Genomic DNA, 24,314 nt, shown 5'->3' with positions numbered 1-24,314 from the left:
AAAAAGACGCGGCAAACCGCATCTTATCACTTTTCTTCTTTTTCGTTTTTGTCACTGGCTGAGCTTATAACTCCTCCAACTGCCCATTTTGCAATCTTTAGTCTCACCTTATCTGCTCCCATTTCTAAAGTTATTACATCGTCTTTGATGTTTAAGATCTTACCATAAAAGCCGCTTTTTGTAATAATCTCATCGCCAGGTTTTAAAGAATCAAGCATTTCTCTTTCTTTCTTTTGGCGCCTTTGTTGAGGCAAAATCAGCAAAAAGTAAAAGATTGCAATAAAAATAAGCATTTCGACAATTACATAAGTCGTTTGTGGATTCATTAATACTCCTCCTTATTCCCATAATATTTTTTAAAAAACTCTTTTTTAAATTCAAGCAGCTGGTCTTGCCTTATAGCTTCCCTTATTTTTTTCATCAACTTAATTAGAAAATAAAGATTATGTAAAGTAGCAAGCCTTGCTGCTAAAATTTCGTTCGCCTTAAATAAATGTCTTATATAGGCTCTTGAATAATTTCTACAAGTATAACAATCACATTCTTCATCTAAAGGAGAAAAGTCCTCCGCATAAGGAGCATCTCTTACTATTAATTTGCCCTTGCTGGTAAAAACTGTCCCATTTCTAGCAATTCTCGTCGGAAGTACGCAGTCAAACATATCAACTCCTCGTATTACTCCCTCTATAAGGTCATCAGGACTTCCCACCCCCATAAGATATCTCGGTTTGTCTTCAGGTAAATATTCTGTAGTTAAATCTACAATGTCGTACATTACATTCTTTGGTTCTCCTACGCTTAATCCACCTATAGAGTATCCAGGAAAATCCATATCTACTAATCTTTGAGCGCACTCTTTTCTTAAATCTTCATAGGTCCCTCCTTGGACAATTCCAAAAAGAGCTTGTTTTTCAGTATTTTTGTGGGCTCTTTTTCCCCTTTCAGCCCATTTAATAGTAAGTTCCATAGATTTTTTTACATAATCGTAATCTGCAGGATAAGGTGCACACTCGTCAAAAGACATCATTATATCCGAACCTAAAGCATTTTGTATTTCTATTACTTTTTCGGGAGTAAAAAAGTGCCTAGAGCCATCTATATGAGACCTAAATTCTACACCGTCTTCTGTAATTCTTCTTAAAGAATTCAAGCTAAAAACTTGAAATCCTCCACTGTCTGTTAAAATTGCTCTATCCCAATTCATAAATTTATGAAGGCCACCAGCTTTTTCTATAATCTTATGCCCCGGCCTTAGATAAAGATGATAAGTGTTGCTTAAAATAATCGTCGCTCCAATTTCCTTTAATTCTTCAGGAGTCATAGATTTTACAGTTGCTTGTGTTCCTACTGGCATAAACACAGGCGTTTCTATAATTCCATGTGGAGTCTCTAATATTCCTAATCTCGCCTTATTCTTACTATCTTTTTTTATGAGATGATACTTAATTGCTGCCATTATATCCTCCTATTCTACCTTTTGGCTTGTAATCAACTGCTCAAATTATAAGCATTGCATCTCCAAAGCTAAAAAATCTATATCTCTCTTCAATAGCTACTTGATAAGCCCTCATTATGTTTTCTTTACCAGCAAAAGCCGACACCATCATAATTAAAGTGGACTCAGGTAAGTGAAAATTTGTTATCATACCATCAATCGCTTTAAATTTATATCCAGGATATATGAAAATATCAGTCCATCCACTTTTTTCTCTTATATAGCCATTTTCATCAGCTACAGTTTCGAGAGTACGAGTAGAAGTAGTTCCAACAGCTATTACTCTACCACCTTTTTCTCTTGTAGCATTTATTTCTTCAGCTGCTTCTTTTGTAACAATGTAAAACTCTTCATGCATTTTATGATTTTCTATTATTTCTTCCTTTACTGGTCTGAAAGTACCCAACCCTACGTGAAGGGTAATAAAAACAGTTTTTACTCCCATTTGCCTTATTTTTTCTAATAACTCTTCTGTGAAATGAAGCCCTGCAGTAGGAGCAGCTGCAGAACCTTCATATTTTGCATAGACAGTTTGATATCTCTCTTTGTCTTTTAGTTTCTTTTTGATATAAGGTGGCACAGGCATTTCTCCTAATTTATCTAATACCTCTTCAAATACTCCTTCATAATAAAATCTTACTACTCTTCCTCCAACTTCTGTATTGTCCAAAATTTCCGCAACCAATTCTCCATTTCCAAAAACAACTCTTGTCCCTACTTTAGCTCTTCTGCCAGGCTTTACTAACGTTTCCCACTCATTTACTGATAATCTTTTCAAAAGAACAAATTCTATCTTTCCTCCTGAGTCTTGTCTTCGTCCTATAAGGCGCGCAGGAATAACTTTTGTATCATTTAAAACAAGACAATCTCCCGCTTTTAAATATTTTGTTATATTTTTAAAAATATCGTGTTGAACCTCACCAGTTTTTCTATTTAAAACCATTAAACGAGAACTAGACCTATCTTCTAAAGGTTCTTGTGCAATTAATTCTTCTGGTAATTCAAAGTAAAACTCGCTGCGTTTCATTTTTTTGCGCCATCCTTTTACAAAGTTTTGTTGTTTATAGTATCGTATACCTCAATACCTTTGTAATAGTATTTTAAAATATAAATGTAATTATACCCATGGTCCGCCAGTCCTCTTGCCCCATACTGGCTTAACCCTACCCCATGTCCATAACCACTGCCTTTTATAGTATAAACTTCACTGGGCTTATCTGTCTTTTTTAGTTCTTTAATACCATTTGCTCCTATTACATAAAGGATATCTTTAGAAACCCTCGTTATAACTTCATTATTTTGAATATTTATCTCATTTAAAGAAACTTTTTGCGAATCACTGTAAGAAGAAGTCACGTACACTTCAAATTCACTGCTGCCATCGCCCTTTATATCAATCATAGTGCTTTTTAGCCCAAAAAAAGATCGTATATCTCCTTTTTTCAATGCGAAAGTCCCTTTTGTACCATAAATAGTGACAGTAATCGCTCTTCCAGTCCAGCTTTTCTCAGTGACCTTTACATCTACTATATCTCCTATATCCTGTCCTTTACTTAACAGCAGGTTTTTTATCTGGTCTTTTGTGTAAGTGACTGTCCAACTGTCATTAGCACTGCTATAGCCAAAAACGTATTTATCTTCCACACCTTTTAAGTAAGGAACATCAGCAGAAAAATAATTATTATTGTCTTCGGTATATCCCCCACTATGGGAATGATAAAGGGCATCTATAAGACTTCCTTGATATATAGCGACTACACCTTTTGTTTCATCTACCGCTTTGTTTGTAGAAGAAGATTCTCCATCATACCCTTTGTAAACTTGTGTTTTATCATCATCTGTCAAATCAAAACCATACTTCCCGTATCTGCCTATATTTTTAGCAGCATAAGTTCGTGCTGCCACTGCTTGAGCTTTTAAAGCTTCTAAATTCCAGGATGGCGGCATTTCACCCGGCACAACCCCATATAAATATTCCTCCAGGGGCACAACATTTATAGCAGTCATGTCACTGTCTTGTTGCCTTCTAAATTCAAACATGCCTCTGTAGCGTTTTGATTCTATCGCAATGGGCATACCATCAGGATTAAGCTTACTTATATATAAATCAGCATTTATATTAAATAAAAACAAGTTTTTTATACCATTGCTTATTAAAATATTTTTATCCGGCAACACCTTGGAGATATTGGTATAATTTTTTGAAAAAATTTCATAAGCAGATTGCAAATCCGGCAAAGTCAAATAAGGTCCTATGTATATATGATATTTGCCATCAAATCCTATAAAAGCATTCGGAATTTGGTTTGCTATTTTAGCGTAATCAGCATTCACCATGTCCAGATTATCATAGCTTCCCACCATTAAATAGAAATTATCATCTTTTGCAACTTGTATGTTTTGCATGCTGGTGCTAAAAATATTAATCAAATTTCCTGTATTGTCTTGATAAGCAAAATTAAAACCTCCGGGAGAAGAAAGCTGGTAAGAAGATTTCGCAGTTTGTCCATAAAAAAGCCCTACTTTTATAACCTTTGGAATGCTGATATCAGCATTCACGGTAGGATAAGGTGAGAGAGTTAAAATCATGACACTAATTATACTCCCTATTATAAATTTTTTCAACCTCACAAAATACAACCCCTTTTCATATGTTATCTTCTAAAAAGCCAAAAAATTAATGTTAAAAACAGGCTCAATAAAAGGCTTGTCATAATAGGAAAATAAAAAGTGAAATTTCCTTTTTGATAAACTATATCTCCCGGCAAACGTCCTAAACCAATTTTTGAACCTACAGAAAAAAGCACCCCTATTAAAATTAATATAGCTCCCATAAATATCAACATTTTACCAAAACTATCAAACACCTTCTATCCTCCCCTGTTCTATATAAGGATATTTAAGGTAATCATAAGCTAATTTTGTAACAACTCTTCCTCGCGGAGTCCTGTTTAAAAAACCTATTTGTAAAAGATAAGGTTCATAAACATCCTCTATTGTATCCCCATCTTCTCCTATTGATGCAGCAATAGCATCGATTCCTACAGGACCACCGCCAAACTTTTCTATAATAGAAACCAAAATCTTTCTATCAATGTATTCTAATCCCATCTCATCTACACCTAATACGTCCAGCGCTTCTTTGGAAGTTTTAAAATCAATGTATCCATTTCCTCTTACTTGTGCGAAATCTCTCACCCGTTTTAGAAGTCTATTGGCAATTCTCGGAGTCCCCCGTGACCTTTCAGCAATCTCAAAAGCTGCATCTTCATCAATTCCAATGTTTAAAATATTCGCTGACCTTTTAATTATTTCTTTTAATTCCTCCACTGAATAGTAATCCAAGCGGTTTATAACCCCAAATCTGTCTCTCAAAGGAGAAGTCATAAGAGCAGCCCTTGTCGTAGCCCCAATTAAAGTAAAACGCGGAAGACTAAGCCTTATAGACCTGGCACTTGGGCCTTTTCCTATTACTATATCCAATTCAAAGTCTTCCATTGCAGGATATAGAATCTCTTCTACACTTCTATTAAGCCTGTGAATCTCATCTATAAAAAGTATGTCATTTTCCTGTAAATTAGTTAAGATGGCTGCCAAATCTCCCGACTTTTCTATAGCAGGACCTGAGGTTATTTTTATTCCTACTCCCATTTCATTAGAAATTACTGTGGCTAAAGTCGTTTTTCCAAGGCCAGGAGGACCATATAGTAGGACATGGTCAAGGGGCTCTTTTCTCATCTTAGCGGCTTCTATGTAAATTTTTAATTCCTCTTTTATCTTTTGCTGACCTATATACTCAGAAAGCCACCTAGGACGCAAACTGTATTCAGAGGCATCTTCCTGTGTAAAACTTTGAGTTAGTATTCTCTCCTCCATTCAATTCACCCTATTTCATTAATTTTTTCAAAGCTTGCTTTACAGCTTCTTCTACGCTATCACAGGTGATATCTGCCAAAGCATAAATAGCTTCACTTTTGGTATAACCCAAAGCTAATAAAGCTTCTAAGGCCTCATTTGAAAAATTATTATCACCTTCCAAAACTATTTTTTTTGGAAGCTTATCTTTTAATTCCAAAATAATTCTCTCAGCAGTCTTCTTGCCTATTCCCGGAGCTATCGTAAGAGCTTTATAATCGCCTACGTTAACTGCTTTTACAAAATTATCAATAGAAACCACGGACAAAATAGACAAAGCTCCTTTAGGCCCTACACCACTGACAGACAATAATTTCTCAAACAAATCTAGCTCTTCTTTTGTTTTAAAGCCAAAAATTTGTAAACCATCTTCTCTCATATGTAAATATGTATAAAGCTTGGTTATATTTCCTTTAGAAGGTAAAACTTTCAAAGTAGAAAATGGAACAAAAACCTTTATGCCTATACCCATAAAGTCAATCACTACATAATCTTGTCCAATATCTTCAATCATCCCTCTAATATACTCAATCATCTTGAATACCCCAGCTTTTCAATCATATTGTTACTGTGACAATGGCATATGGCAACTGCCAATGCATCAGCTACATCGTCAGGTTTAGGAACGTCCTCAAGATTTAATAAAACCCTCACCATTTGTTGGACTTGATATTTATCTGCTCTTCCGTACCCTACCACTGCTTGTTTAACTTGCAAAGGAGTATATTCAAAAACCTTTATTCCCGAATTGACAGCAGCTAAAATAGAAACTCCTCTGGACTCCCCAATAGTTATGACAGTCTTTGCGTTTTTATTATAAAAAAGCTCTTCTATAGCTACTACATCAGGGCGGTAAGATTTTATAAGTGATATAATTCCATTATATATATCGTGTAGGCGCAAAGCCTTATCAATACCAGCTTTTGTAGTAACTGCACCGTAGTCTATAACAGTAAACTTATTGGATTTGTAATCTATTATACCATAGCCCATTATGGCAATTCCAGGATCTATCCCTAATACCCTCATTATATCTCCTCTCCTTTTATTTATTTTAACATCAATGGACTTTATAAACAAGAAAAAGTTCTCCTAAAAGCATAGGAGAACTTCAGTTTGTTGACAAAGTTAAAAAATTTTCAAAGGAGATATTTTGCATCGTCGTTCCGATGTTCCAAAGCGACAAAACTAAAGCTCGACCTTCAGGCTCCGGCAGGGTACCGGGCACAATCGGCATCCATGCCTTAAGGTGCCCGCCTCCGCCATCCGTGGCTTCGGCCCTGCCTCCGCCCTCGGTCTTGCTAAGTTTTGTTATCGCTTTGTAACAAGTCACTCCTTATGCAAAATATCTCCTTTACGAAAGTTTGTCTACAGTCTGAGTTCTCCTAAAAGCATAGGAGAACTTAAGAGCTTAAATTTGACAATATTTGGTATGCTTCATCTTTGTCTTTTGTAATTATATTTTCTATCACTCTTTCTCTGTCAAAAGGTGTTAAACTGTCCAATGGTATGTCGGTTTTTTCTACAATTTCTTTATTGCCATTTCCGTCACTTTTTAATAAAACCACATATCCATTTATGCTGGAAATTATATAATAATCTGCAGGCAACCCTTCTTTTTCTCTGTAGAGAACTATTTCCTCTTCATCAAAACTTTTAACTTTCCAACCAGTATATATCTTTGCAATTTCTTCCTTGCTTTTCCCATAAAGAGAAGGGGTTAAATTTTGAACTTCACGCACTATTTCTCCATTTTCAAGATATTTAGTTTCAAATATGAGTTTACCTTGGGAAATTAATTTTTTAGCAAGAGCTTCTTGTTGAGAAGAAATCCTCTGTTCATAAGTTATATTTTTTTCTGTTCTTTGCTTTTCATTGTCTTTAACATTAATTAAATATCCAATCATCACTCCTATAAATATAGCTAACAAATATATGGCAACCATTTTATAGGAAATTAGCTTTTTCATAACATCTCCTCCTGTTTTATGTAATTATAACCAATTTTAAAAAATTTATTCTCTTTGCAGGATTTTGTCAAAAAATATCGAATAATATCTATAAGGGAGGAGATGAGAAAGTGGCAAATCAAATTGTAGTTTTTAAATTAAACAATGAAGATTTTTGCGTAGACATTAATCAGGTGATAGAAATTATACGACTTCAGACGATTGTGAAAGTACCTGATGCCCCCTCTTTTGTAGAAGGCATAACTAATCTAAGAGGAACAGTCATTCCTATTGTAGATTTAAAAAAGCGTTTTAATTTGCCTTTATCAGAAAAAAATGACAATAATCGGATTATTGTAGTAAATGTCACTAACAGACCAGTAGGTTTTATCGTAGACTCAGTAACAGAAGTTTTACATGTAGACGATAGTTCCATACAAGAAGCTCCAGGCATAATAAAAGGAATTGGAAAAGAGTACATAACATCTATTATCAATTTAAACGACAGATTAATCATCAACTTAGACTTACATAAAGTTTTAACAGAAAAAGAAAAGAAAGAGATAGAAGAAATGTAGCCTATTCTATCTCTTTCTTTTATTCCTCATCTTCGTCTTCTATTTCCACATTGTGATAAACATTTTGTACATCGTCATTTTCTTCTAATTTGTCAATTAATTTTTCAAATTTTTCGTAGTCTTCAGGACTTAGTTGTATAGTATTTTTAGGAAGCATAGTAACTTCTGCTTCAGAAATTTTATAGCCTGCTTTTTCAATCGCTTCTTTTACTTCTTGAAAATTTGAAGGTTCAGTAATTATTTCGAATTCTTCATCTTCTGCAGAAAAGTCTTGCGCACCTGCATCTATTGCAACCATCGCTAATTCGTCTTCATCAATAGAATCATTTTTTTCAACAATTATAATTCCGACTTTGTCAAACATCCATGTAACAGAACCAGCTGCTCCTAAACTACCGCCATGCCTATCAAAAATATGCCTTATTTCACCAGCAGTTCTGTTTTTATTATCAGTCAAAGCTTCAACAATTATGGCAGTACCAGAAGGACCGTATCCTTCATATATTACTTCTTCTAAATTAGCTCCTCCTAATTCACCGGTACCTTTTTTAATAGCCCTTTGTATATTTTCATTTGGCAAATTATTAGCTTTTGCCTTTTCTATAGCATCTCTTAATTTACTGTTAGTGTTAGGGTCTCCACCGCCTTCTTTAGCCGCTTTTATAATATCTTTGGTAAGCTTTGTAAAAATCCTTCCCTTTTTAGCATCCATTTTTTCTTTTTTGTGCTTTATATTAGCCCATTTTGAATGCCCTGACATAAAAAAACCTCCTTTACTGTGTCTAAAATATTTTAACACAATAATATAGAGCTTGTAAATCTAATCCTCTCTAAAAAGTTGTGTACTTAAATACCTCTCTCCACTGTCAGGAGCTATTGCTAAAACCTTTTTACCTTTGCCTAACTTCTTAGCAACTTCAATTGCTGCCCATAAGGAAGCACCTGTAGAAATTCCTCCAAGTATGCCTTCTTTTTTTGCCAAAAGGCGAGTCACCTCAAAGGCATCTTCATCTTTTACAGCAATTACTTCATCTATGACATTTCTATCTAACACCTTAGGGATGAAGCCTGCGCCAATCCCTTGAATCTTATGAGGTCCAGGCTCTTTACCAGAAAGCACTGCTGCTGAATAAGGTTCTACCGCAATAATCTTTATATTAGAAAATTTATTTTTTAATATTTTTCCTACTCCTGTAATAGTTCCCCCCGTACCTACACCTGCAATAAAAGCATCAAGACCCTCGTTAAAATCTTCAATTATCTCTTTAGCAGTAGTCTCTTCATGGATTAAAGGATTTGCAAAATTTTCAAACTGTTGTGGCATAAAATAGTTTTTATTCTGCCTTACTAATTCTTCTGCTTTTTTTATAGCGCCTTCCATCCCCAATTTGCCAGGGGTAAGAACTACTTCTGCCCCATACGCCGCTAAAAGCATTCTTCTTTCCATGCTCATAGTATCAGGCATAACTATTATTACTTTATACCCTTTTGCTGCCCCTACCATCGCCAACCCTATACCTGTATTTCCGCTGGTAGGTTCAATAATTACACTTCCTTTTTTTAATTTTCCTTCTTTTTCTGCCTTTTCTATCATGGAAAAAGCTACCCTATCTTTAACGCTGCCTCCAGGATTAAAAAATTCTAATTTTAAATAAATTTCCGCCCATTCTTTCTCCACAATTTTATTTAACTTAACTACTGGCGTTTTTCCAATCAGCTCAAAAACATTGTTGGCAATCATAAAATTTACCTCCATTTGTACATTACTATAAAAATTTTAAACTTTCTACGCTAGACATGTCAAATGGAAATTAGAATATCAAAAGATTTTAGAGAAAAAATAATAATATCAAGCTGCAAAAGGTGATAAAAATGACTGATAAACTAAAACTTTTCTCTATAGGCTTTATAACTGGTATCGTAAACGGTCTTTTAGGGGCAGGAGGAGGCACTTTAATAGTCCCAGCATTGGTATTTTTACTTGGTATAGAAGACCATAAGGCTCATGCTACGGCAATTTCAATTATACTTCCTATCACTCTAGTCAGTAGTTTAGTGTATTTGCAAAATAAAATAATCGACATTCCTTTAACTATTAACATAGCTCTAGGAAGTACGATGGGAGGAATTATTGGTGCATATTTTCTTAATAAAATTTCCATTCCTTTATTACGAAAAATTTTTGGCATAATAATGCTTATAGCTTCCGTCAGGATGTGGATATCATGAAACTATTTCTAATAGGACTTTTTTCAGGAATTGTAGGAGGAATGGGAATTGGAGGAGGGACAATTCTCATCCCTGCCTTGACAATCTTTACTGGAACCGAGCAACACATTGCTCAAAGCGTTAATCTTTTTTCTTTTATTCCTACAGCAATTATTGCATTAATATACCATTTTAAAAGTAAAAACATAAAGTATAAAATCATATTGCTTATAATAATAGGTGGAATGATAGGAAGTTTTGTTGGAGCTATTATAGCAGCAATTACAAAAGCCTTTATATTAAAAAAAATATTCGCTGTTTTTTTATTCTGTATGGGAATATACGAATTTTCCTCAAAACCTCGCAAATAGTCAAATAAGAGGAGATGGCTCTCCTCTTATTTTCTCTTATCTGTTTCCAACATTACACAGGTATTATAAATAACTTTTAGCCCAAGGTTTTTAGCTTTTTCCACCAGTTCCTCACTTTCTGCCCCTGGCTGAAACCAAATAAATTCCACACCTAATTTTGCTGCTTCTTCTACGTACTGTTCACCTCTGTTAGGAGGAACTACCATATCTACAACTTCTGGTATTACAGGTAAGCTGGATAAAGAGTCATAGCAAGGGTCTCCATCTACTTCTCGAAATTTTGGATTAACAGGATAAGCTGTATACCCGTTCAATTTAAGAGTTCGGTAAATTTGATAGCCATATTTACTCTCTCGAGGGAGTGCTCCTACTACAGCCCACACTTTTCTTTTCATAGCTTCTTCCACGTAATCTATGTAGGAATAATCCCACTCCCTCTATTATCTTTTATTTTCTCTTAATATCTTAGTTTTTCTTTAAATTTCTCATTACAACAAGAGCATCTCATGGCTTATATTATCATTTATTACTTATTTAACCATTAAATAGGTAAGTTTAATAAACCTCATATCTTATTTCCATATTATGGCGGGATAGCTCCACTTATCTCATGGGGTTTACCCTCCCATGTCTCACTGGATCTCTGTCCTTAATTCCTTCGTTCTACCTGCCATGAGGTGGATGTCATTTCTGCTCCATTGCAGGGTCTTTGCCCGTATGGTGATTATTCTTGTATGACAATTCCCGCTCTTGTTGTCAATATCCCATCTCTTGATTACTTGTTTTTATTTTATTCCTTCCGTTACCTTTTATATAACGTCGTTCATACTTTCGCTTTCCCTAAAAATTGATTTCTTCTTAAGGGTCAGCTCTTTAGATGTGATTAAGTTAAAGCTGAAGAAAAGATGATTAACCCTTAATTGATTTGATAGTATATTGCACTTTTTATGCAACTTCCTGTAATGCTGGCCTCTTTATGTCCTTCATCATCTTGATTGGGTCATATTTTACTCCTTTCTTTAATATGACATAAAATATCCTTATTAGTTTGTTGCCCAATACTATTAATGATTGCTTCTTTTTTAGCGGGTTTTGCGCTCTGGTAGTGTAATATTTGTGAAGTTCACGAAATTCTTCGTTTTTTGCCACCAAAGCCATTACTGCAGTAAATAGTACTCTCCTCAATCGCTTCCTCCCTCTTCTACTTATTGTCGTTTCTCCTTTATGCTTACCAGAGCTATTCTCTACTAGGTTTAATCCTCCTAGTTTTTGTATCTGTTTCGGATGTTCATATTTTTCAATATCTCCTACTTCTGCAATAAAACCTGCTACTGTATTTACTCCTATCCCTTTGATTCCTAGCAGTTCTTTAACCCCTGGTATCTCAACTATTAATTCTTCTATCTTCTTCTCTATTTCCTCAATTTGTTTTTTAAAAAATTCGTATTGTTCAATGAGGGTCTTTATCTCATATTCTGCCATCTTCATTCCCTGCTTCTTCCCTATGCTCTTCCTCGCAGTTTCTATTAGCTTTATAGCCCTTTTTTCTCCTACCCCCTTTGTACTTCTTTCTTCCATATCGATAGGATTTCTCCACTGCTTTTTTCTGCTATCTTCTCTGGTGTTGGAATTTCTTTTAATGTGATAAGTGCTGCTTTCCCTTCCCAGTCTGAAAATACGCTGTTAAACTCTGGAAAGTATATGTCTATCCATCTTGTTATTTGATTCTTTATCATCCCTATTTGTTTGTTCAACCTGTCTTTTATGTCCATCGCTATCCTTAATTCTGCATATACTCCTTCAGGTATTGTCGGTTCTACATATCTCCCATCTTTTACTAGCATTGCTATTGTTTTTGGGTCTTTTCTATCGCTTTTTGTGGGAGAATTGTCATCTAATTCTTTGCTCCTCTTTACATGAAATGGATTAACCATTACTACCTTTATGTTATTGTCTTTAAGGTATTGGACTAAACATACCCAATATTGTCCTGTCGGTTCCATCCCTACTATTAGTTTGTTTTTCTTATGTCTCTCCATCAAGTCTTTCGCCCATTTAGAAAATTTTGTCATACCTTCTCTATTGTTCTCAAATCTTAGGTATTTCCCATATTCTACTCCTCTGTAGTCAAATGCTCTGGCATAATGGCTTTCTTTTGCTATGTCTACTCCTACAATTAATGTGTCTTCTGTTACTTGCAAAATCTTTTCATTTTGTGTATACTTCATTTTAGGTACCTCCTGTTTATTTTGATAATTCGAGGTAAGTTCTTAAACTTACACTCTGTATTTTATCAGGAGGTACTTATTTTTCAAAGTCCATTCTTCTTTATTTTTATTCATTACAGGAATGCTCCATTCTTTTTTACCTCCTAAATTCAATAGGGTCTTAATTAAGCGCCACCATTTACTCTTCTCCCACCCTTTTTATAAGGGATAAAATTTATGTTCCATAATATTCATCGCCTTTTTTTAAAAGGTACACATCTTCTTCAATTTTTATATCACACTTTTTACTTGTCAAATCGTTTATAAAAGTTTGAAATTCTAATAGATGGCCTTCTTCAATATGTAATACTATAGAAACTTTATCTGAATATATAGTATCCCTAATGTAATAACCTTTTTTTAAAAGCTCATTTTGAATCTTTCCCAGGAAAGTATAATCAAAAGTGAGTATAACTCTTTTCGCATGTATTTTTTCTATTATTCCAGCAGCATCAATACCAACTTTTGCCCCTTTTGTATAAGCTCTCACTAATCCTCCTGCTCCTAACAATATTCCGCCAAAATACCTTGTAACTACAACAGCAACGTTTTTTAATCCTTCTTTTTTGATTACATTTAATACAGGTATGCCTGCTGTACCAGAAGGCTCTCCATCATCACTAAAACGCTGAATTTCATCATTTTCTCCAATAACATAAGCATAAACGTTATGGGTTGCCATTCTGTGACTTGCCCTAATTTCCTCTATAAATTTTATCGCCTCTTCCTCTGAAGAAACTGGTTTAGCATGTCCGATAAATCTGGAACGCTTTATTTCGATTTCAGCAACTCCGTAAGAGTATAGTGTTTTATAACTTTTAGCCAAAATAGCACCCCTTTTGTCATTATACCAAACTATAATCAAAAAATAAAGCCGTTGCCGGCTTTATAAGGCTTTATTAAAGCTTTTTCGCTTTACGCCAGAGCCTTCGTCAACGTCTTATATTTAAAATAAGAAACGTTTACAAGTGATTTGTCTTGACTATAGGTAATCATCTCCAAAGCCTTGTCTATAGGATAAAATCCTCCATCAACAAAACCATCTTCTTTGCTAATATTAAATTCCTCATCGGCGGTAATCATGAGATACCAAGTGATTTTATTAAAGACAGGACGTTGACGGGTGACAGAATAGAATTCGTAGCTGGTTTCGCCAGCAGTAGAAAGGACTTCAACAGATTTAAGACCTGTTTCAGCACAGACTCTCCTTATAGCCACATCAATAGGTAATTCATTATTTCTAATAACCCCTTTGGGTAACACCCACTCCCCTTTATCATTTTTGAGGATAAATACACTGTCTCCTTTGAATACAACTCCTCCAGCGCAATCTCTTATTAACATTTCCAAGCCCCCTAAAATTTTTATTTTTTCTCCTAATATAATATTCTTTAAAAACTCTTAAATTCCTTCTTAAATTTTTAATTTTATTTTTATTTTTTCGCACATCTCCACAATTATACATCAAAATTTAATTTTCCCACCAGAAAATTAATTTACCAGTATAAAAATCTTTAAATTATAAAAAATATCTAATGTACAAAGCAAGGAAGGAGAGTTTTAAATGCATATAATTTATCACTGTTATGGTGGGACCCATACTTCTGTAATAGCAGCTTATATACATACTGGAAAACTGCCAATGGACAGAATTCCTTCTAAAGAAGAAATAGAAAGTATACCTTTATTTGATAAACTAAATGGCCAAAATGACCCGGGACACATCGTTCCTATTGGCACTGATGAATATGGCAACAACGTGTATTCTATGGGAGTAAAAAATGCTAAAAAGTTAATTGAGCCAGCTCTTAAAGATTTATACTATCATATATTCAATACAAACGAAGGACTGCTTTTGATTGACACGACTGGTGCTACAAACTGGATTATGAAAATTGGAGGATTTACTTCTATTGCTTTAAAATTTCCTGCTATAGGAAGGCCTTTAGTCATTTATGGTACGCAAAAAGCTTATAAAAAAATTGTTCAAATAGTTAAAAACGTAAAGGCTCAAGAAAAAGCAGAGTACAACGCTATTAAACGATGATAAAATCTTTAAGTCTTTCCTTTATTTCTTTTTGAACTTCGGCTTTTATCATTATCCCTTTCTCACTATAATTTTCTCCAATTATTTTTGTTTTTTCTTTTAAATAATTGTATTCTTTAGTCTTATCATAAGGCAATAGAAAATTCACTACTTCCACATCTTTAAAAATTTCTCTTTCAATTGCTTGCAATAACTTATCAAATCCAATTTTATTTTTTGCAGAAATATAAACTTCTCTTTCATTTCCTTTAGGTACAACTTCCAAAAGGTCAATTTTATTAAAAACATTTATCTTAGGGGTATTAATAGCCCCTAAATCTGAAAGAACCTTTTCTACAACCTTTATCTTTTCCTCCATATCTGGTGAAGCCACATCAATTACATGAAGCAATAAATCTGCATATTTAACCTCTTCTAGCGTAGATTTAAAAGCCTCCACGAGATCGTGAGGCAACTTTCTAATAAAACCTACAGTATCAATCAAAATTACTTCTCTCCCTGAAGACAAAACAAGTCTCCGCGCAGTAGGATCAAGTGTTGCAAATAATTTATCTTCAACGTATACTTCTGCATTAGTTAAAGCATTAAGCAGCGTGGATTTTCCTGCATTTGTATATCCTACTATAGCTATCACAGGAATACGGTTTTTCTTACGCCTTTCCCTTTGTAAGCTTCTGTGCCTTTCTATTTCTTCTAACTTCTTTTCTATCGCTTTTATTCTATTCTTTATATGCCTTCTATCTGTCTCTAATTTTGTCTCACCAGGACCCCTTGTACCTATTCCTCCACCTAATCTTGAAAGTTGTCCACCAAGACCTGCAAGACGTGGCAGCCGATACTTCAATTGTGCTAATTCTACTTGTAACATTCCTTCTTTTGACTTTGCTCTTTTTGCAAATATATCAAGAATAAGATTTGTTCTATCAATAACTTTTACATTTAAAAAGTCTTCCATATTTTTAATTTGTGTACCAGTAAGTTCATCATTGACAATGACAAGGTCAACTTCTTGATTTTCAGCAAAGAATTCTAATTCTTCCAGCTTTCCTTTACCAATATAGTGAGCTTTGTCAATTGTATTGCGCTTTTGTGTCATTACTCCTACTACTTCAGCTCCAGCTGTTAAAGCAAGTTCTTTTAATTCTTCCATGCTTTCTTCATCTTCAGGTGTAGAAATAATTCCTACTAAAATAGCTCGTTCTATTTTTTTATTTCTGTTTAACTCTTCCATAACATCACCAACCTTGAAAAATGTGCTGTAAATATAAATATATCACAAATAAAGGAATTTATAAATAATGAAATAGGTAAATTAATAGCACTTTTTATAAAGATAGTGTCAAGATACTGTAGGATTTTTTTAAGACAACCCCTGAAACTTAGTTAATTTCCGCCTTCAACTTATCATGCATTTTATATAACTTGCGCATATTTTATTGCTCTTAAAACCTTATATATTGGTGTTACTTTCCCTATATTCAAAACCGTAATATTATTTATTTTTTCATTTGTAGACGTTTTAACTCTCCTTACCGCCTCTTTTATTTGCTTCTTCGTTAATTTGTAGCTCCCTTCATTTATATTCTCTTTCTTACCCCATTCTATTTCTCTCAAATCTCCTCCATTCTTGCTGAATACTCTTAATTTCGCCATTAACTTTAATCCTTCTCTACTCCATCCTAATGGATTCCTACTTAATCTAGAAGAAAATACATGACTTATATGCCCTTCTGCACTGCACCCTATTACATCTTTGTCTTTACTGTATATCTCTACTCCTTCCCAATTATTTAGTATGTACCTCTTCGCCTCTTTTACCTTCTCTTTTTCTCTCTCTTCCTTTGTTACCTTTATTAGTTCATTAAATACCTTCTTTAGTTCTTCTTTATCTCCTTCATTTATTGCTCTCCATATCTTATCCCTGTATTTTGGCTCTTTCGATGTAGCTTTTAATACGTATTTGTTTAAATGATATCTGTCTAACACAAACCTTGATTTTACTATCCACTCTAATCCCTCTTTTATCCACGGCGCTCCATCTCCTGCTATGTATATCTTCTCTATCTTCTCTTCCTTGTAATTTTCTTCTATGTAATTTGCTACATCTATCCATATGTCTTCAGCTTTCTCTCCTACGTATGCCTTGTAATACACATTTTTCAGTACGTTTCTTCCGTTTCTCTCTTCCCTCCCTTCATGTATGTACACCAATCGAGGTGTTTCATCTCCACCCTCTTGTAAAGGTACATGGTCTTCATCTGCCTCTATGTATAATACCTTACTTCTTTCTTCTCTTTTATTTCTCTCTTTACTTCTACTTCCCCTATTTCCCTTATTGCGTTTAATACCGTCTGTTTACTTAGCTCCTCTGGACATGCTTTTTTACTACTTCTTTCATATGATTCTTCTATCGCGTTTTCTACTAACTTTATCTTTACTCCCTTTTCTATCCTATCGTGCCGCCCTATCTCTAATGCATCATCCACCAAATATGTATATCTCCCATCCTGCCTAGATTTGTAATATGTCCTCTCATATTCAATATCTCCAAGAATTGTCGTTAACCTCTTTTTATCTTTTCTTTCTACTATCCATTTTTCTTTCCTTCTCTTGTCTTCTTTTATTATCCTATCTAACTCTTCAATAATTGCTTCTATTACTTCACTACCTAGTTTGTCCGTGATTTCCTTTATTCTTGCTACAAGTCTTGTAATATCCATTCCTTCGTTTAATAAATCACCAAAAATTTCTATCACTTCTCTAGTGAAATTTAGAGCATTTTGTAGTATAATATCTTCAAAAATATATTTTTTCACAAGAGACACCCCTTCCTGTGATGTTTTGTTTCCTATTTCTATTTTATCACAGGGGTTGTCTCTTGTTTTTTTCACTTTAAAAATCCTACGATAATTTTACACTATCTTTTATAAAAAGGGTATTGAAATTTTCATTAACCTGTGATAATATATGAAATGTAGTAACTCGCCGAAGTGGTGGAATTGGCAGACGCGCTGGACTCAAAATCCAGTGGGGCTTACACCCCGTGTGGGTTCGACTCCCACCTTCGGCACCAGAAAAATCAAGAAATGTAGCCGTTAGCACTTTGCTAACGGCTTTTGGTTTTTTATATCACTTTGCAAACATTTTGCAAACATAAAAAATAAAAGCAGATAAAAATAGATAAAATAAACGTACTGGCCTCTGTTATATCGTTACCCCTAATACTACATAAGCTGCTCTATTGATAATATGACCGTCTTTGCATTGGGATGAGCCACATTTCTATCAGGCTCCTTTTTGCAATCTTTTCAATTGTCTTTTCTATAATTTTGCTCTGTTTTTGCTCTTGCCTTGCTCTTTTTTCTTCTGCCCAGCCTTTTGTTTTCTCTGCAAAATACCCATTATACTTAATGCCTTTTTGTGCAGCAAAATCTCTTACTGATTCATAATCGCCTAAAATAAATTCTTTTTTAAAATATCCCAATTGTACCTTGCCACATCGCCTCACCACCTCAAATATGCATGAAAAAAGAGCCCCTCTGACCTCCAATTTGTAACTATGCTCGTTATAATATCTTTTCATTCTATGCACTTATTTTTTTACTTAACATATAATATTATTGTTCAAAAAAATTTATTATTGGAGGTTGAATTATATGGAATTATCAATCGAGGAAATTAAAAATTATTTTGATTTCAGTAATAAAAAAGATGAAGGTCAAACTCATAACCATGAGTTTTTAGGTAGTACAAAATTAGCTGCAGAAGACAAAAAACGAAAACAAGAAGAAAAAGAAGAACACAATCACCGTTTTGCAGGTGTCACCAGCCAAGTTATACCAGATGGTGATAGTCATGTTCATGCAATATTGGTCAGCACTGACTTCTATGAGGATCATCATCATGAGATAGGCGTAATAACTGGCCCCGCTATTGATGTTGGTGATAATAAGCATGTACACTTTGTCGAAGGAAAAACTACTGTTGATGAGGATCACTACCATGAATTCGTTTTTGCTACCTTAATTCAGGATCCTATTTCTGATTTTAAACACTATTAATTTCTATACCATATCTAAGATGAGTATACTAAAAGCCCGGTTCTCTTGCCGGGCTTAAAATATATTGTAAACTGTCTATTATTCTATTGTGTTTTATAGCACATATTTCCCCTAAAAAAGTCACAACTTTTAAGAAACTTTTTCTATGTCTATGAGCTGATACTTTTGTGCTAATAGTGCCATATATAAAACTATTTTATTTCTCCACCTGAAATATGTTGCCCTGTCTATATGTAACTTACTTTTGTGTTAGTATATTATTGTAGACATAACTCGAACAGGTTAAAATAAAAATATAAAGAGAGAAAGTGTCTTCAAAATGCCAAGAGTGTCATTTCTCAAATTAATTCAGCCCAAAACCGATAAAATTTTTCAGATTAAATAATCTTGTGATAAAATTAATGCTAAAGGAATGTGAAAAAAATTCATCACATTCTTTTAGCATTAATTTTTTAATTGGAGATGTTGTTTTATGCAAATAATTTTTCATGTTGATAACATTGAAGAATATTTGCAAAGAAGTAAAGATTACAATTTTCCTGACCCACCAGACAGATGCCCTCATTCTGACTGCAAGTGCAGAGTAAAACTAAAAAAGCACGGTTTTTACTACCGTTACTATTTAGATGGACCTAACTGTGTAAAAATAGCCATAAGAAGGTATATATGCCCTGTGTGCAAAAGGACTCTTTCCTACCTCCCTGATTTCTGTATTCCTCATTTTCAGTATTCTTTCAATATGATTGTAAAGTCTTTAAAAGAGACACTTACAAGAGAAAAAACTCTCAGTTCTTTCATAAATGACTTAAAAAGAAACTTCCCTACCATACTATTTTCAAGACAGCATATATATTTTTACACCAAAAGGATAATGAATAATTTAAGTTTTATCATATATGGATTAAGGCAAATAGACCCTTACATAAAGTTATTCGAGGTTAGTTCTCAAAGAGAGAGGGCCAGAGAGATTTTGGACATAATAAACATTGTACCACTCTTTTCCCAACGGTTTTATGCTCATTGCCAAAAATCATTTCTGGCCCCTCTCACATAATTTTAGCATTAAACATGAAAGATTTAAATAAAAATTTTGATTTTTTCTTAGCAACATAGCTTTTTCCTTTAATGTCCCCCAGATATGAGCTAAAATTACGATTAAGAAATCAAAAAAGTGAAGGGGGAACATATAAATGCTTGATGAAAAAGCGAGAGAAGCTATAGCATTAAAGAGATTTTCACTGATAAGTCCGGTGTTAAACGGACAGGTAAAAAATCAGAAAGAATATTTTGATGCTCTTTCCGATAAACCTATTGAGATACCTTATCTTGGAATGAGAAGATATACTCCTAAGACACTTAGAGGGTGGCTGTATCAGTATTTAAGAGGTGGTATAGAAGCGTTAAAGCCGGGTTATCGAAGTGACAGAGGCAAATACAGAAAGATAGACTTTGAACTTTCAGAGAGAATAAAGCAAAAGAAGCTTGAACATCCTGAAATGCCCAACAAACTTCTTTATGAGACATTGATAGGAGAAGGAATAATATCACCGGATAAAGTATCCCTTTCGACATTCTATAGGTTTTTGAAAAACATTCCTGTAAAATCTCTAGATAAAGAAAAAGAGGGTAAAACAAAGAGGTTTTCCCATGAATACATCAATGAACTGTGGCAAACTGATGTCATGTATGGGCCATATATTAAAGAAGGTAAAACAAAAAGACAAACGTACCTTATTGCATATATAGATGATGCTTCAAGGCTTTGTACCTATGCTCGCTTTTACTATACCCAGAATTTTTTAGCTTTAAGAGACTCATTTAAAGAGGCGGTGCTAAGAAGGGGGATACCCAAAATGCTTTACACTGACAACGGAAAGATATATAGAAGCACTCAATTGGAATATATCTGTGCTTCACTAGGCACATCTCTTATTCACGCTGAGCCTTTTTCACCTCATTCAAAAGGAAAAATAGAAAGATTCTTTCATACGGTGAGAATGAGATTCTTAAGCACAATAGATCCTACCTCCGTAAAGAGTATAGATGAACTCAACATGATGTTTTTTAAATGGCTGGAGGAAGATTACAACAGAAAAGAACACAGCAGTATTGGCATGAGTCCTTTAGATTTTTTCATGTCACAAATATCAAGAATAAATATGTGTAACATAGATATGTTGAATGAATGTTTTCTCATAAGAGTAAATCGTAAGGTAAATAAGGATGCTACACTTAAAGTGGAAAATATACTTTATGAAACAGAAGAAAAGTTTAAAAATATGCACTTAGAAGTCAGATATGACCCTGAGTGGCTTAAGGATAATACACCGCTTCTACTTTATTATGAGGGCAAAAAAGTGGGGGAAGCGTATAAAGTGAACTTTCATGAGAATGCTAAAATTCCTGCTGCGTATATAAAAGGCAAAAATGACGTAAACGAAAATGAAGAAATAAGTGATTTTACCAAGCATAAAGTAATCTCTTTTAACGATATCATTGATTGAAAGAGAGGTGCCTTAAAGTGTTTACCCAATATTTTGGAATGAAATTTAATCCATTTTCTAAAGAGATAAGTGTAAACGACCTTTACATAAGTGAAGACATTGCTGAATTAAATGCCAGGTTAAAATATTTACAAGAAACAAGGGGTATAGGACTTATCGTTGGGGAGGCCGGTTCAGGTAAATCTACTGCATTAAGAAGATATGCTGAAAGCCTCAACCGTTCTACATTTAAACCATGTTATTTCGCTTTATCTACACTTACAGTGAGAGAATTCTATCAAGCATTGGCTATGATTTTAGGCGAAACACCCTCATACAAAAAAGTAACGCTCTTTCACCAGATACAAAAAGCGATAACAGAACTTTACTATAGCCAGAAAATAACTCCTGTCATAATATTAGATGAAATACAACTGGTTTCTAATGATGTTCTTGAAGATTTGAGAATAATATTTAACTTTAATATGGATTCTCAAAACCCGTATATATTGATACTTTCAGGACAACCACACATAAGAAACAAACTAGCTCTCAATGTAAACAGTGCACTAAGGCAAAGAATTTCTATAAAGTATGTGATGCAAGGGCTAAAAAAAGAAGAAATTCAAGATTATATAAAAACAAGAATGAAAATAGCCGGAATGATGGATGATATATTTACACCATCAGCATATGAAGCAATATATTCCCTAACAAAAGGGCTCCCAAGGATAATAAATAACCTGGTAACAGCTTCTTTACTCTATGCGTATTCTAAAAGGCTAAGAGAAATAGACGAAGAAGTAATATACCAGGCACAAAATGAAATCAGTTTATGAGAGTAGCACTTTTTGTGTTACTCTCAATTTTATTATATATTAATTAAATAAAATTTCAATAACAGATATTAACATATTTTGGCGGTAATGCTCTTGGAAAGTGAAAAAAATTTTTAATCAGGCTGTAATAATTTGAGAAAAAATACTTTTATGCACTTAAAAAATGCCATTATAATTTGAAAATCTTTGGAGATTTAATTTGAGAATTGACACCAAGAGGTCAAAGAAAATATAGTGAAGAGTTCAAAAACACTATAGTAGAGTTGTATAATTCTGGTAAAAATCTGTCAGAACTTTCGAGTAAATATGGCATATCAAACTCCACAATATCAAGCTGGTTAAAAAAAGCAAAGCCAATTGAGGTTATTTTTATTTTACAGTAAAGCTTCGCAATCTATTTAATGCAGCAGCTACTTCCTGAAGTCTTGGCAATGCCAAATTGCCCGGATGCTTACCATAAAAAGAAGATACTACGTCCAGTCCTTTTTCGTATATATCCTTATATACCTTTTTTAATATTTCCTTTATACTGCTTTTTTCATCTACATATTTACTAGCAATATAGCGTATTATCTCCCCTATTGCATTTGTTTGACTTTTGTCTACTAATTGTTCCACATAATCCAATTCGATTTCTTGGTATCCAAATCTAATAGTATCCTCATCTTTTGACTTTATCTTTTTGCCTTTTACCTCAAGCCCTTTTTTAAGAGGAATTCTTGGTTTTATAACTATAGGCTCATTATTTCCCTCAACTTCCCTATTTGTTTTAAATTCTTTTGCAATTTCCTTTGCCTCTTGTGTGACATCGTAAGGTCTGTAGTTGTGCATTTTAATTACGCAGTTTGCAACATCAAAATAATCTCCACTGCCACCCATAACTAAAATCGTAGAAATGCCATTATCTTTATATAGCTGTTTTACTCTATCAATAAAAGGAGTTATAGGTTCTTCTTTTTTTGCAATCAGTTTTTGCATCCTCGCATCCCTTATCATAAAATTAGTAGCTGAAGTATCTTCGTCCAAAAGCAGTAAGCTAGTGCCTATTTCTATCGCCTCAATAATATTTGCTGCTTGAGAAGTACTGCCACTGGCATTTTCGGTAGTAAACCTTGTGGTATCTACGTTATTTGGCAAATTATTTATAAAAGGACTTATGTCTACTTTTTCTATCCTTCTGCCATCCTCTGCTCTTATTTTTACTGCATCAGCTACAGTTATAACAAACTCTCTGCCATCACCTGGTATGTGATTGTATACCCCTTTTTGAATAGCTTGTAACAAGGTAGACTTGCCGTGATAACCGCCGCCCACAATAAGCGTAACTCCTTCGGGTATTCCCATCCCCGTTATTTCTCCACGATTAGGAAGTTGAAACTTAATCCTCAAGCTATCCGGCGACTCAAAAGGTACTACATTACCGCCTTTTAAAGGTCTATCACTTATGCCGCTTTCTCTAGGAAGAATCGCACCATCCGCTACAAAAGCCACAAGTCCTCTCTTTTTTAGTTGACTTCTAAGGTAATCTTGGTCTTCCACCGTCTCAACCCATAGCCATATATCTTGTATATTGAGATGCTTTTTTAAAAGTCCTTTTTCTACAATTTGAGGTAAAAATTCAAGAAATATTCTTTGGGCACCACTGCCATTTATTCGCCTACCAAAAGCAGGAAGTCCTATGCTCAATCTTGCCTCTACGTAATCTTCATTAACTACCATTGCACTTCTTTTAATTATTTGTTGTCCACCTTTGTCTATGTAAATATCCCCACTATGTCCTGTACCTTTTAAAGAAGGCAACATTTTTATAACGTCAAAAACTGACCTTGTCAAAAAATCTTCTAAAGCGACTTGCCTTGAAGGATTGTTATACATGGAAAACTCAAAATCAGCTATATTTTGAGGCACTCTAATCCTTATCCTTGAAAGAGAAGCAAAAGGGTCTCCCTGAACGTGGTCAATATGCAGTATAAATTTTTCAAATTCATATTCTCCTTCAAGGTCTTTGTAAGCTTTATACCCTTTACCATCTATTTTATCAAGCTTTTTCTTAAGGTCTTCTTTTGTCATCTACAACACTCCTTTGTTATAATTTCAAATG

The 24,314-nt window shown here is 34.0% G+C and carries 26 protein-coding genes, 1 tRNA gene and 2 pseudogenes; 10 read left to right on the top strand and 19 right to left on the bottom strand.

Translation table 11 applies throughout. The features are described from left to right. Positions 1–26: 26 nt before the first annotated feature. The 9 genes from yajC to THEWI_RS05735 form a co-directional block, all read right to left on the bottom strand. On the bottom strand, positions 27–326 hold the full coding sequence (yajC, locus tag THEWI_RS05780) for a preprotein translocase subunit YajC (protein WP_014062764.1): 300 nt from the start codon (positions 324–326) through the stop codon (positions 27–29). Next, entirely contained in the window at positions 326–1,456 is a 1,131-nt protein-coding gene (gene tgt, locus THEWI_RS05775) for a tRNA guanosine(34) transglycosylase Tgt (RefSeq protein ID WP_014062763.1), read from the bottom strand. The genes yajC and tgt overlap by 1 nt, the downstream gene beginning before the upstream one ends. Positions 1,457–1,496: 40 nt before the next feature. Further along, on the bottom strand, positions 1,497–2,522 hold the full coding sequence (gene queA / locus THEWI_RS05770) for a tRNA preQ1(34) S-adenosylmethionine ribosyltransferase-isomerase QueA (RefSeq protein ID WP_014062762.1): 1,026 nt from the start codon (positions 2,520–2,522) through the stop codon (positions 1,497–1,499). Between the two features lie 17 nt (positions 2,523–2,539). Then, positions 2,540–4,126: a SpoIID/LytB domain-containing protein gene (locus THEWI_RS05765; protein WP_014062761.1), complete on the bottom strand. Its 1,587-nt coding sequence runs from the start codon at positions 4,124–4,126 to the stop codon at positions 2,540–2,542. Positions 4,127–4,149: 23 nt separating this feature from the next. Then, positions 4,150–4,362: a DUF2905 domain-containing protein gene (locus tag THEWI_RS05760; protein ID WP_003868518.1), complete on the bottom strand. Its 213-nt coding sequence runs from the start codon at positions 4,360–4,362 to the stop codon at positions 4,150–4,152. Beyond that, complete coding sequence (ruvB, locus tag THEWI_RS05755) at positions 4,355–5,371, bottom strand: Holliday junction branch migration DNA helicase RuvB (protein WP_014062760.1); 1,017 nt, start codon at positions 5,369–5,371, stop codon at positions 4,355–4,357. The genes THEWI_RS05760 and ruvB overlap by 8 nt, the downstream gene beginning before the upstream one ends. Before the next feature lie 10 nt (positions 5,372–5,381). Beyond that, positions 5,382–5,945, bottom strand: a complete 564-nt coding sequence (gene ruvA, locus THEWI_RS05750) for a Holliday junction branch migration protein RuvA (protein ID WP_014062759.1) — start codon at positions 5,943–5,945, stop codon at positions 5,382–5,384. Next, positions 5,942–6,439, bottom strand: coding sequence for a crossover junction endodeoxyribonuclease RuvC (ruvC, locus tag THEWI_RS05745; RefSeq protein ID WP_014062758.1), 498 nt, complete (start codon positions 6,437–6,439; stop codon positions 5,942–5,944). The genes ruvA and ruvC overlap by 4 nt, the downstream gene beginning before the upstream one ends. 374 nt (positions 6,440–6,813) lie before the next feature. Beyond that, positions 6,814–7,380 carry a hypothetical protein gene (locus THEWI_RS05735; RefSeq protein WP_014062757.1) on the bottom strand — a complete coding sequence of 189 codons (567 nt, stop codon included), beginning with the start codon at positions 7,378–7,380 and terminating at the stop codon, positions 6,814–6,816. 110 nt (positions 7,381–7,490) lie between these two features. Here THEWI_RS05735 and THEWI_RS05730 point away from each other — a divergent pair, with 110 nt between their 5' ends. Further along, positions 7,491–7,937, top strand: a complete 447-nt coding sequence (locus THEWI_RS05730; protein WP_014062756.1) for a chemotaxis protein CheW — start codon at positions 7,491–7,493, stop codon at positions 7,935–7,937. A 19-nt stretch (positions 7,938–7,956) separates the two neighbouring features. Here the strand turns inward: THEWI_RS05730 and THEWI_RS05725 are convergent, their stop codons facing one another. Both THEWI_RS05725 and cysK read right to left on the bottom strand, forming a co-directional pair. Next, positions 7,957–8,697, bottom strand: a complete 741-nt coding sequence (locus tag THEWI_RS05725) for a YebC/PmpR family DNA-binding transcriptional regulator (protein WP_004401838.1) — start codon at positions 8,695–8,697, stop codon at positions 7,957–7,959. A gap of 60 nt (positions 8,698–8,757) precedes the next feature. Then, positions 8,758–9,678 (bottom strand): cysteine synthase A, encoded by a 921-nt coding sequence (cysK, locus tag THEWI_RS05720; protein ID WP_014062755.1) that lies wholly within the window; start codon positions 9,676–9,678, stop codon positions 8,758–8,760. 131 nt (positions 9,679–9,809) lie between these two features. Between cysK and THEWI_RS05715 the strand changes: the two genes are divergently transcribed. Together THEWI_RS05715 and THEWI_RS05710 are read left to right on the top strand one after the other, a co-directional pair. Beyond that, the gene (locus THEWI_RS05715) at positions 9,810–10,166 is read left to right on the top strand and encodes a sulfite exporter TauE/SafE family protein (protein ID WP_003869749.1); all 357 of its coding nucleotides are present in this window, start codon (positions 9,810–9,812) and stop codon (positions 10,164–10,166) included. Continuing rightward, a complete protein-coding gene (locus THEWI_RS05710) occupies positions 10,163–10,516 on the top strand; it encodes a sulfite exporter TauE/SafE family protein (protein ID WP_003869748.1) in 354 nt (117 codons plus the stop codon). The genes THEWI_RS05715 and THEWI_RS05710 overlap by 4 nt, the downstream gene beginning before the upstream one ends. A 26-nt stretch (positions 10,517–10,542) precedes the next feature. Here THEWI_RS05710 and THEWI_RS05705 read toward each other — a convergent pair whose 3' ends face one another. From THEWI_RS05705 to THEWI_RS05690, 4 genes and pseudogenes are all read right to left on the bottom strand, one after another. Next, a complete protein-coding gene (locus THEWI_RS05705) occupies positions 10,543–10,911 on the bottom strand; it encodes a CoA-binding protein (RefSeq protein WP_052877883.1) in 369 nt (122 codons plus the stop codon). A gap of 550 nt (positions 10,912–11,461) precedes the next feature. Then, a pseudogene (locus tag THEWI_RS05700) lies at positions 11,462–12,744 on the bottom strand (IS110 family RNA-guided transposase). 214 nt (positions 12,745–12,958) lie between these two features. Continuing rightward, on the bottom strand, positions 12,959–13,609 hold the full coding sequence (locus THEWI_RS05695; RefSeq protein WP_014062752.1) for a YigZ family protein: 651 nt from the start codon (positions 13,607–13,609) through the stop codon (positions 12,959–12,961). Between the two features lie 89 nt (positions 13,610–13,698). Then, a complete protein-coding gene (locus tag THEWI_RS05690; protein ID WP_003869745.1) occupies positions 13,699–14,127 on the bottom strand; it encodes an NUDIX hydrolase in 429 nt (142 codons plus the stop codon). Between the two features lie 220 nt (positions 14,128–14,347). Here THEWI_RS05690 and THEWI_RS05685 point away from each other — a divergent pair, with 220 nt between their 5' ends. Continuing rightward, on the top strand, positions 14,348–14,830 hold the full coding sequence (locus THEWI_RS05685; RefSeq protein WP_014062751.1) for a DUF3189 family protein: 483 nt from the start codon (positions 14,348–14,350) through the stop codon (positions 14,828–14,830). Here THEWI_RS05685 and hflX read toward each other — a convergent pair. Both hflX and THEWI_RS05675 read right to left on the bottom strand, forming a co-directional pair. Continuing rightward, the gene (gene hflX / locus THEWI_RS05680; protein ID WP_014062750.1) at positions 14,820–16,061 is read right to left on the bottom strand and encodes a GTPase HflX; all 1,242 of its coding nucleotides are present in this window, start codon (positions 16,059–16,061) and stop codon (positions 14,820–14,822) included. The two genes, THEWI_RS05685 and hflX, sit on opposite strands and share 11 nt — an antisense overlap. A 182-nt stretch (positions 16,062–16,243) precedes the next feature. Next, a pseudogene (locus tag THEWI_RS05675) lies at positions 16,244–17,550 on the bottom strand (ISLre2 family transposase). A 264-nt stretch (positions 17,551–17,814) separates the two neighbouring features. On the opposite strand from THEWI_RS05675, the gene THEWI_RS05670 reads away from it, so the two are divergent. Beyond that, a tRNA-Leu gene (locus tag THEWI_RS05670) sits at positions 17,815–17,903 on the top strand. A 165-nt stretch (positions 17,904–18,068) separates the two neighbouring features. On the opposite strand, the gene THEWI_RS05665 is transcribed toward THEWI_RS05670, so the two are convergent. Further along, entirely contained in the window at positions 18,069–18,314 is a 246-nt protein-coding gene (locus THEWI_RS05665) for a hypothetical protein (protein WP_244262333.1), read from the bottom strand. A 172-nt stretch (positions 18,315–18,486) separates the two neighbouring features. Here THEWI_RS05665 and THEWI_RS05660 point away from each other — a divergent pair, with 172 nt between their 5' ends. The 5 genes from THEWI_RS05660 to THEWI_RS15560 all read left to right on the top strand — a co-directional run bounded on the left by THEWI_RS05660 (position 18,487) and on the right by THEWI_RS15560 (position 22,596). Then, the gene (locus THEWI_RS05660; RefSeq protein ID WP_003870096.1) at positions 18,487–18,891 is read left to right on the top strand and encodes a YmaF family protein; all 405 of its coding nucleotides are present in this window, start codon (positions 18,487–18,489) and stop codon (positions 18,889–18,891) included. Between the two features lie 472 nt (positions 18,892–19,363). Continuing rightward, a complete protein-coding gene (locus THEWI_RS05655; protein ID WP_014062373.1) occupies positions 19,364–19,945 on the top strand; it encodes a DUF6431 domain-containing protein in 582 nt (193 codons plus the stop codon). 136 nt (positions 19,946–20,081) lie between these two features. Next, positions 20,082–21,395, top strand: coding sequence for a DDE-type integrase/transposase/recombinase (locus tag THEWI_RS05650; RefSeq protein WP_014062546.1), 1,314 nt, complete (start codon positions 20,082–20,084; stop codon positions 21,393–21,395). A 17-nt stretch (positions 21,396–21,412) separates the two neighbouring features. Further along, positions 21,413–22,213, top strand: a complete 801-nt coding sequence (locus tag THEWI_RS05645) for an ExeA family protein (protein WP_014062747.1) — start codon at positions 21,413–21,415, stop codon at positions 22,211–22,213. A 206-nt stretch (positions 22,214–22,419) separates the two neighbouring features. Continuing rightward, on the top strand, positions 22,420–22,596 hold the full coding sequence (locus THEWI_RS15560) for a transposase (protein WP_041589207.1): 177 nt from the start codon (positions 22,420–22,422) through the stop codon (positions 22,594–22,596). Here THEWI_RS15560 and THEWI_RS05635 read toward each other — a convergent pair. Next, entirely contained in the window at positions 22,583–24,283 is a 1,701-nt protein-coding gene (locus tag THEWI_RS05635) for an ABC-ATPase domain-containing protein (protein WP_014062746.1), read from the bottom strand. The two genes, THEWI_RS15560 and THEWI_RS05635, sit on opposite strands and share 14 nt — an antisense overlap. Between the last annotated feature and the right edge of the window lie 31 nt (positions 24,284–24,314).

Source organism: Thermoanaerobacter wiegelii Rt8.B1 (genome assembly GCF_000147695.2).
GTDB classification, from domain to species: Bacteria; Bacillota; Thermoanaerobacteria; order Thermoanaerobacterales; family Thermoanaerobacteraceae; genus Thermoanaerobacter; species Thermoanaerobacter ethanolicus.
The sequence above is the reverse complement of the archived record's forward strand: the minus strand, read 5'-3'. Positions and strand labels throughout refer to the sequence as shown.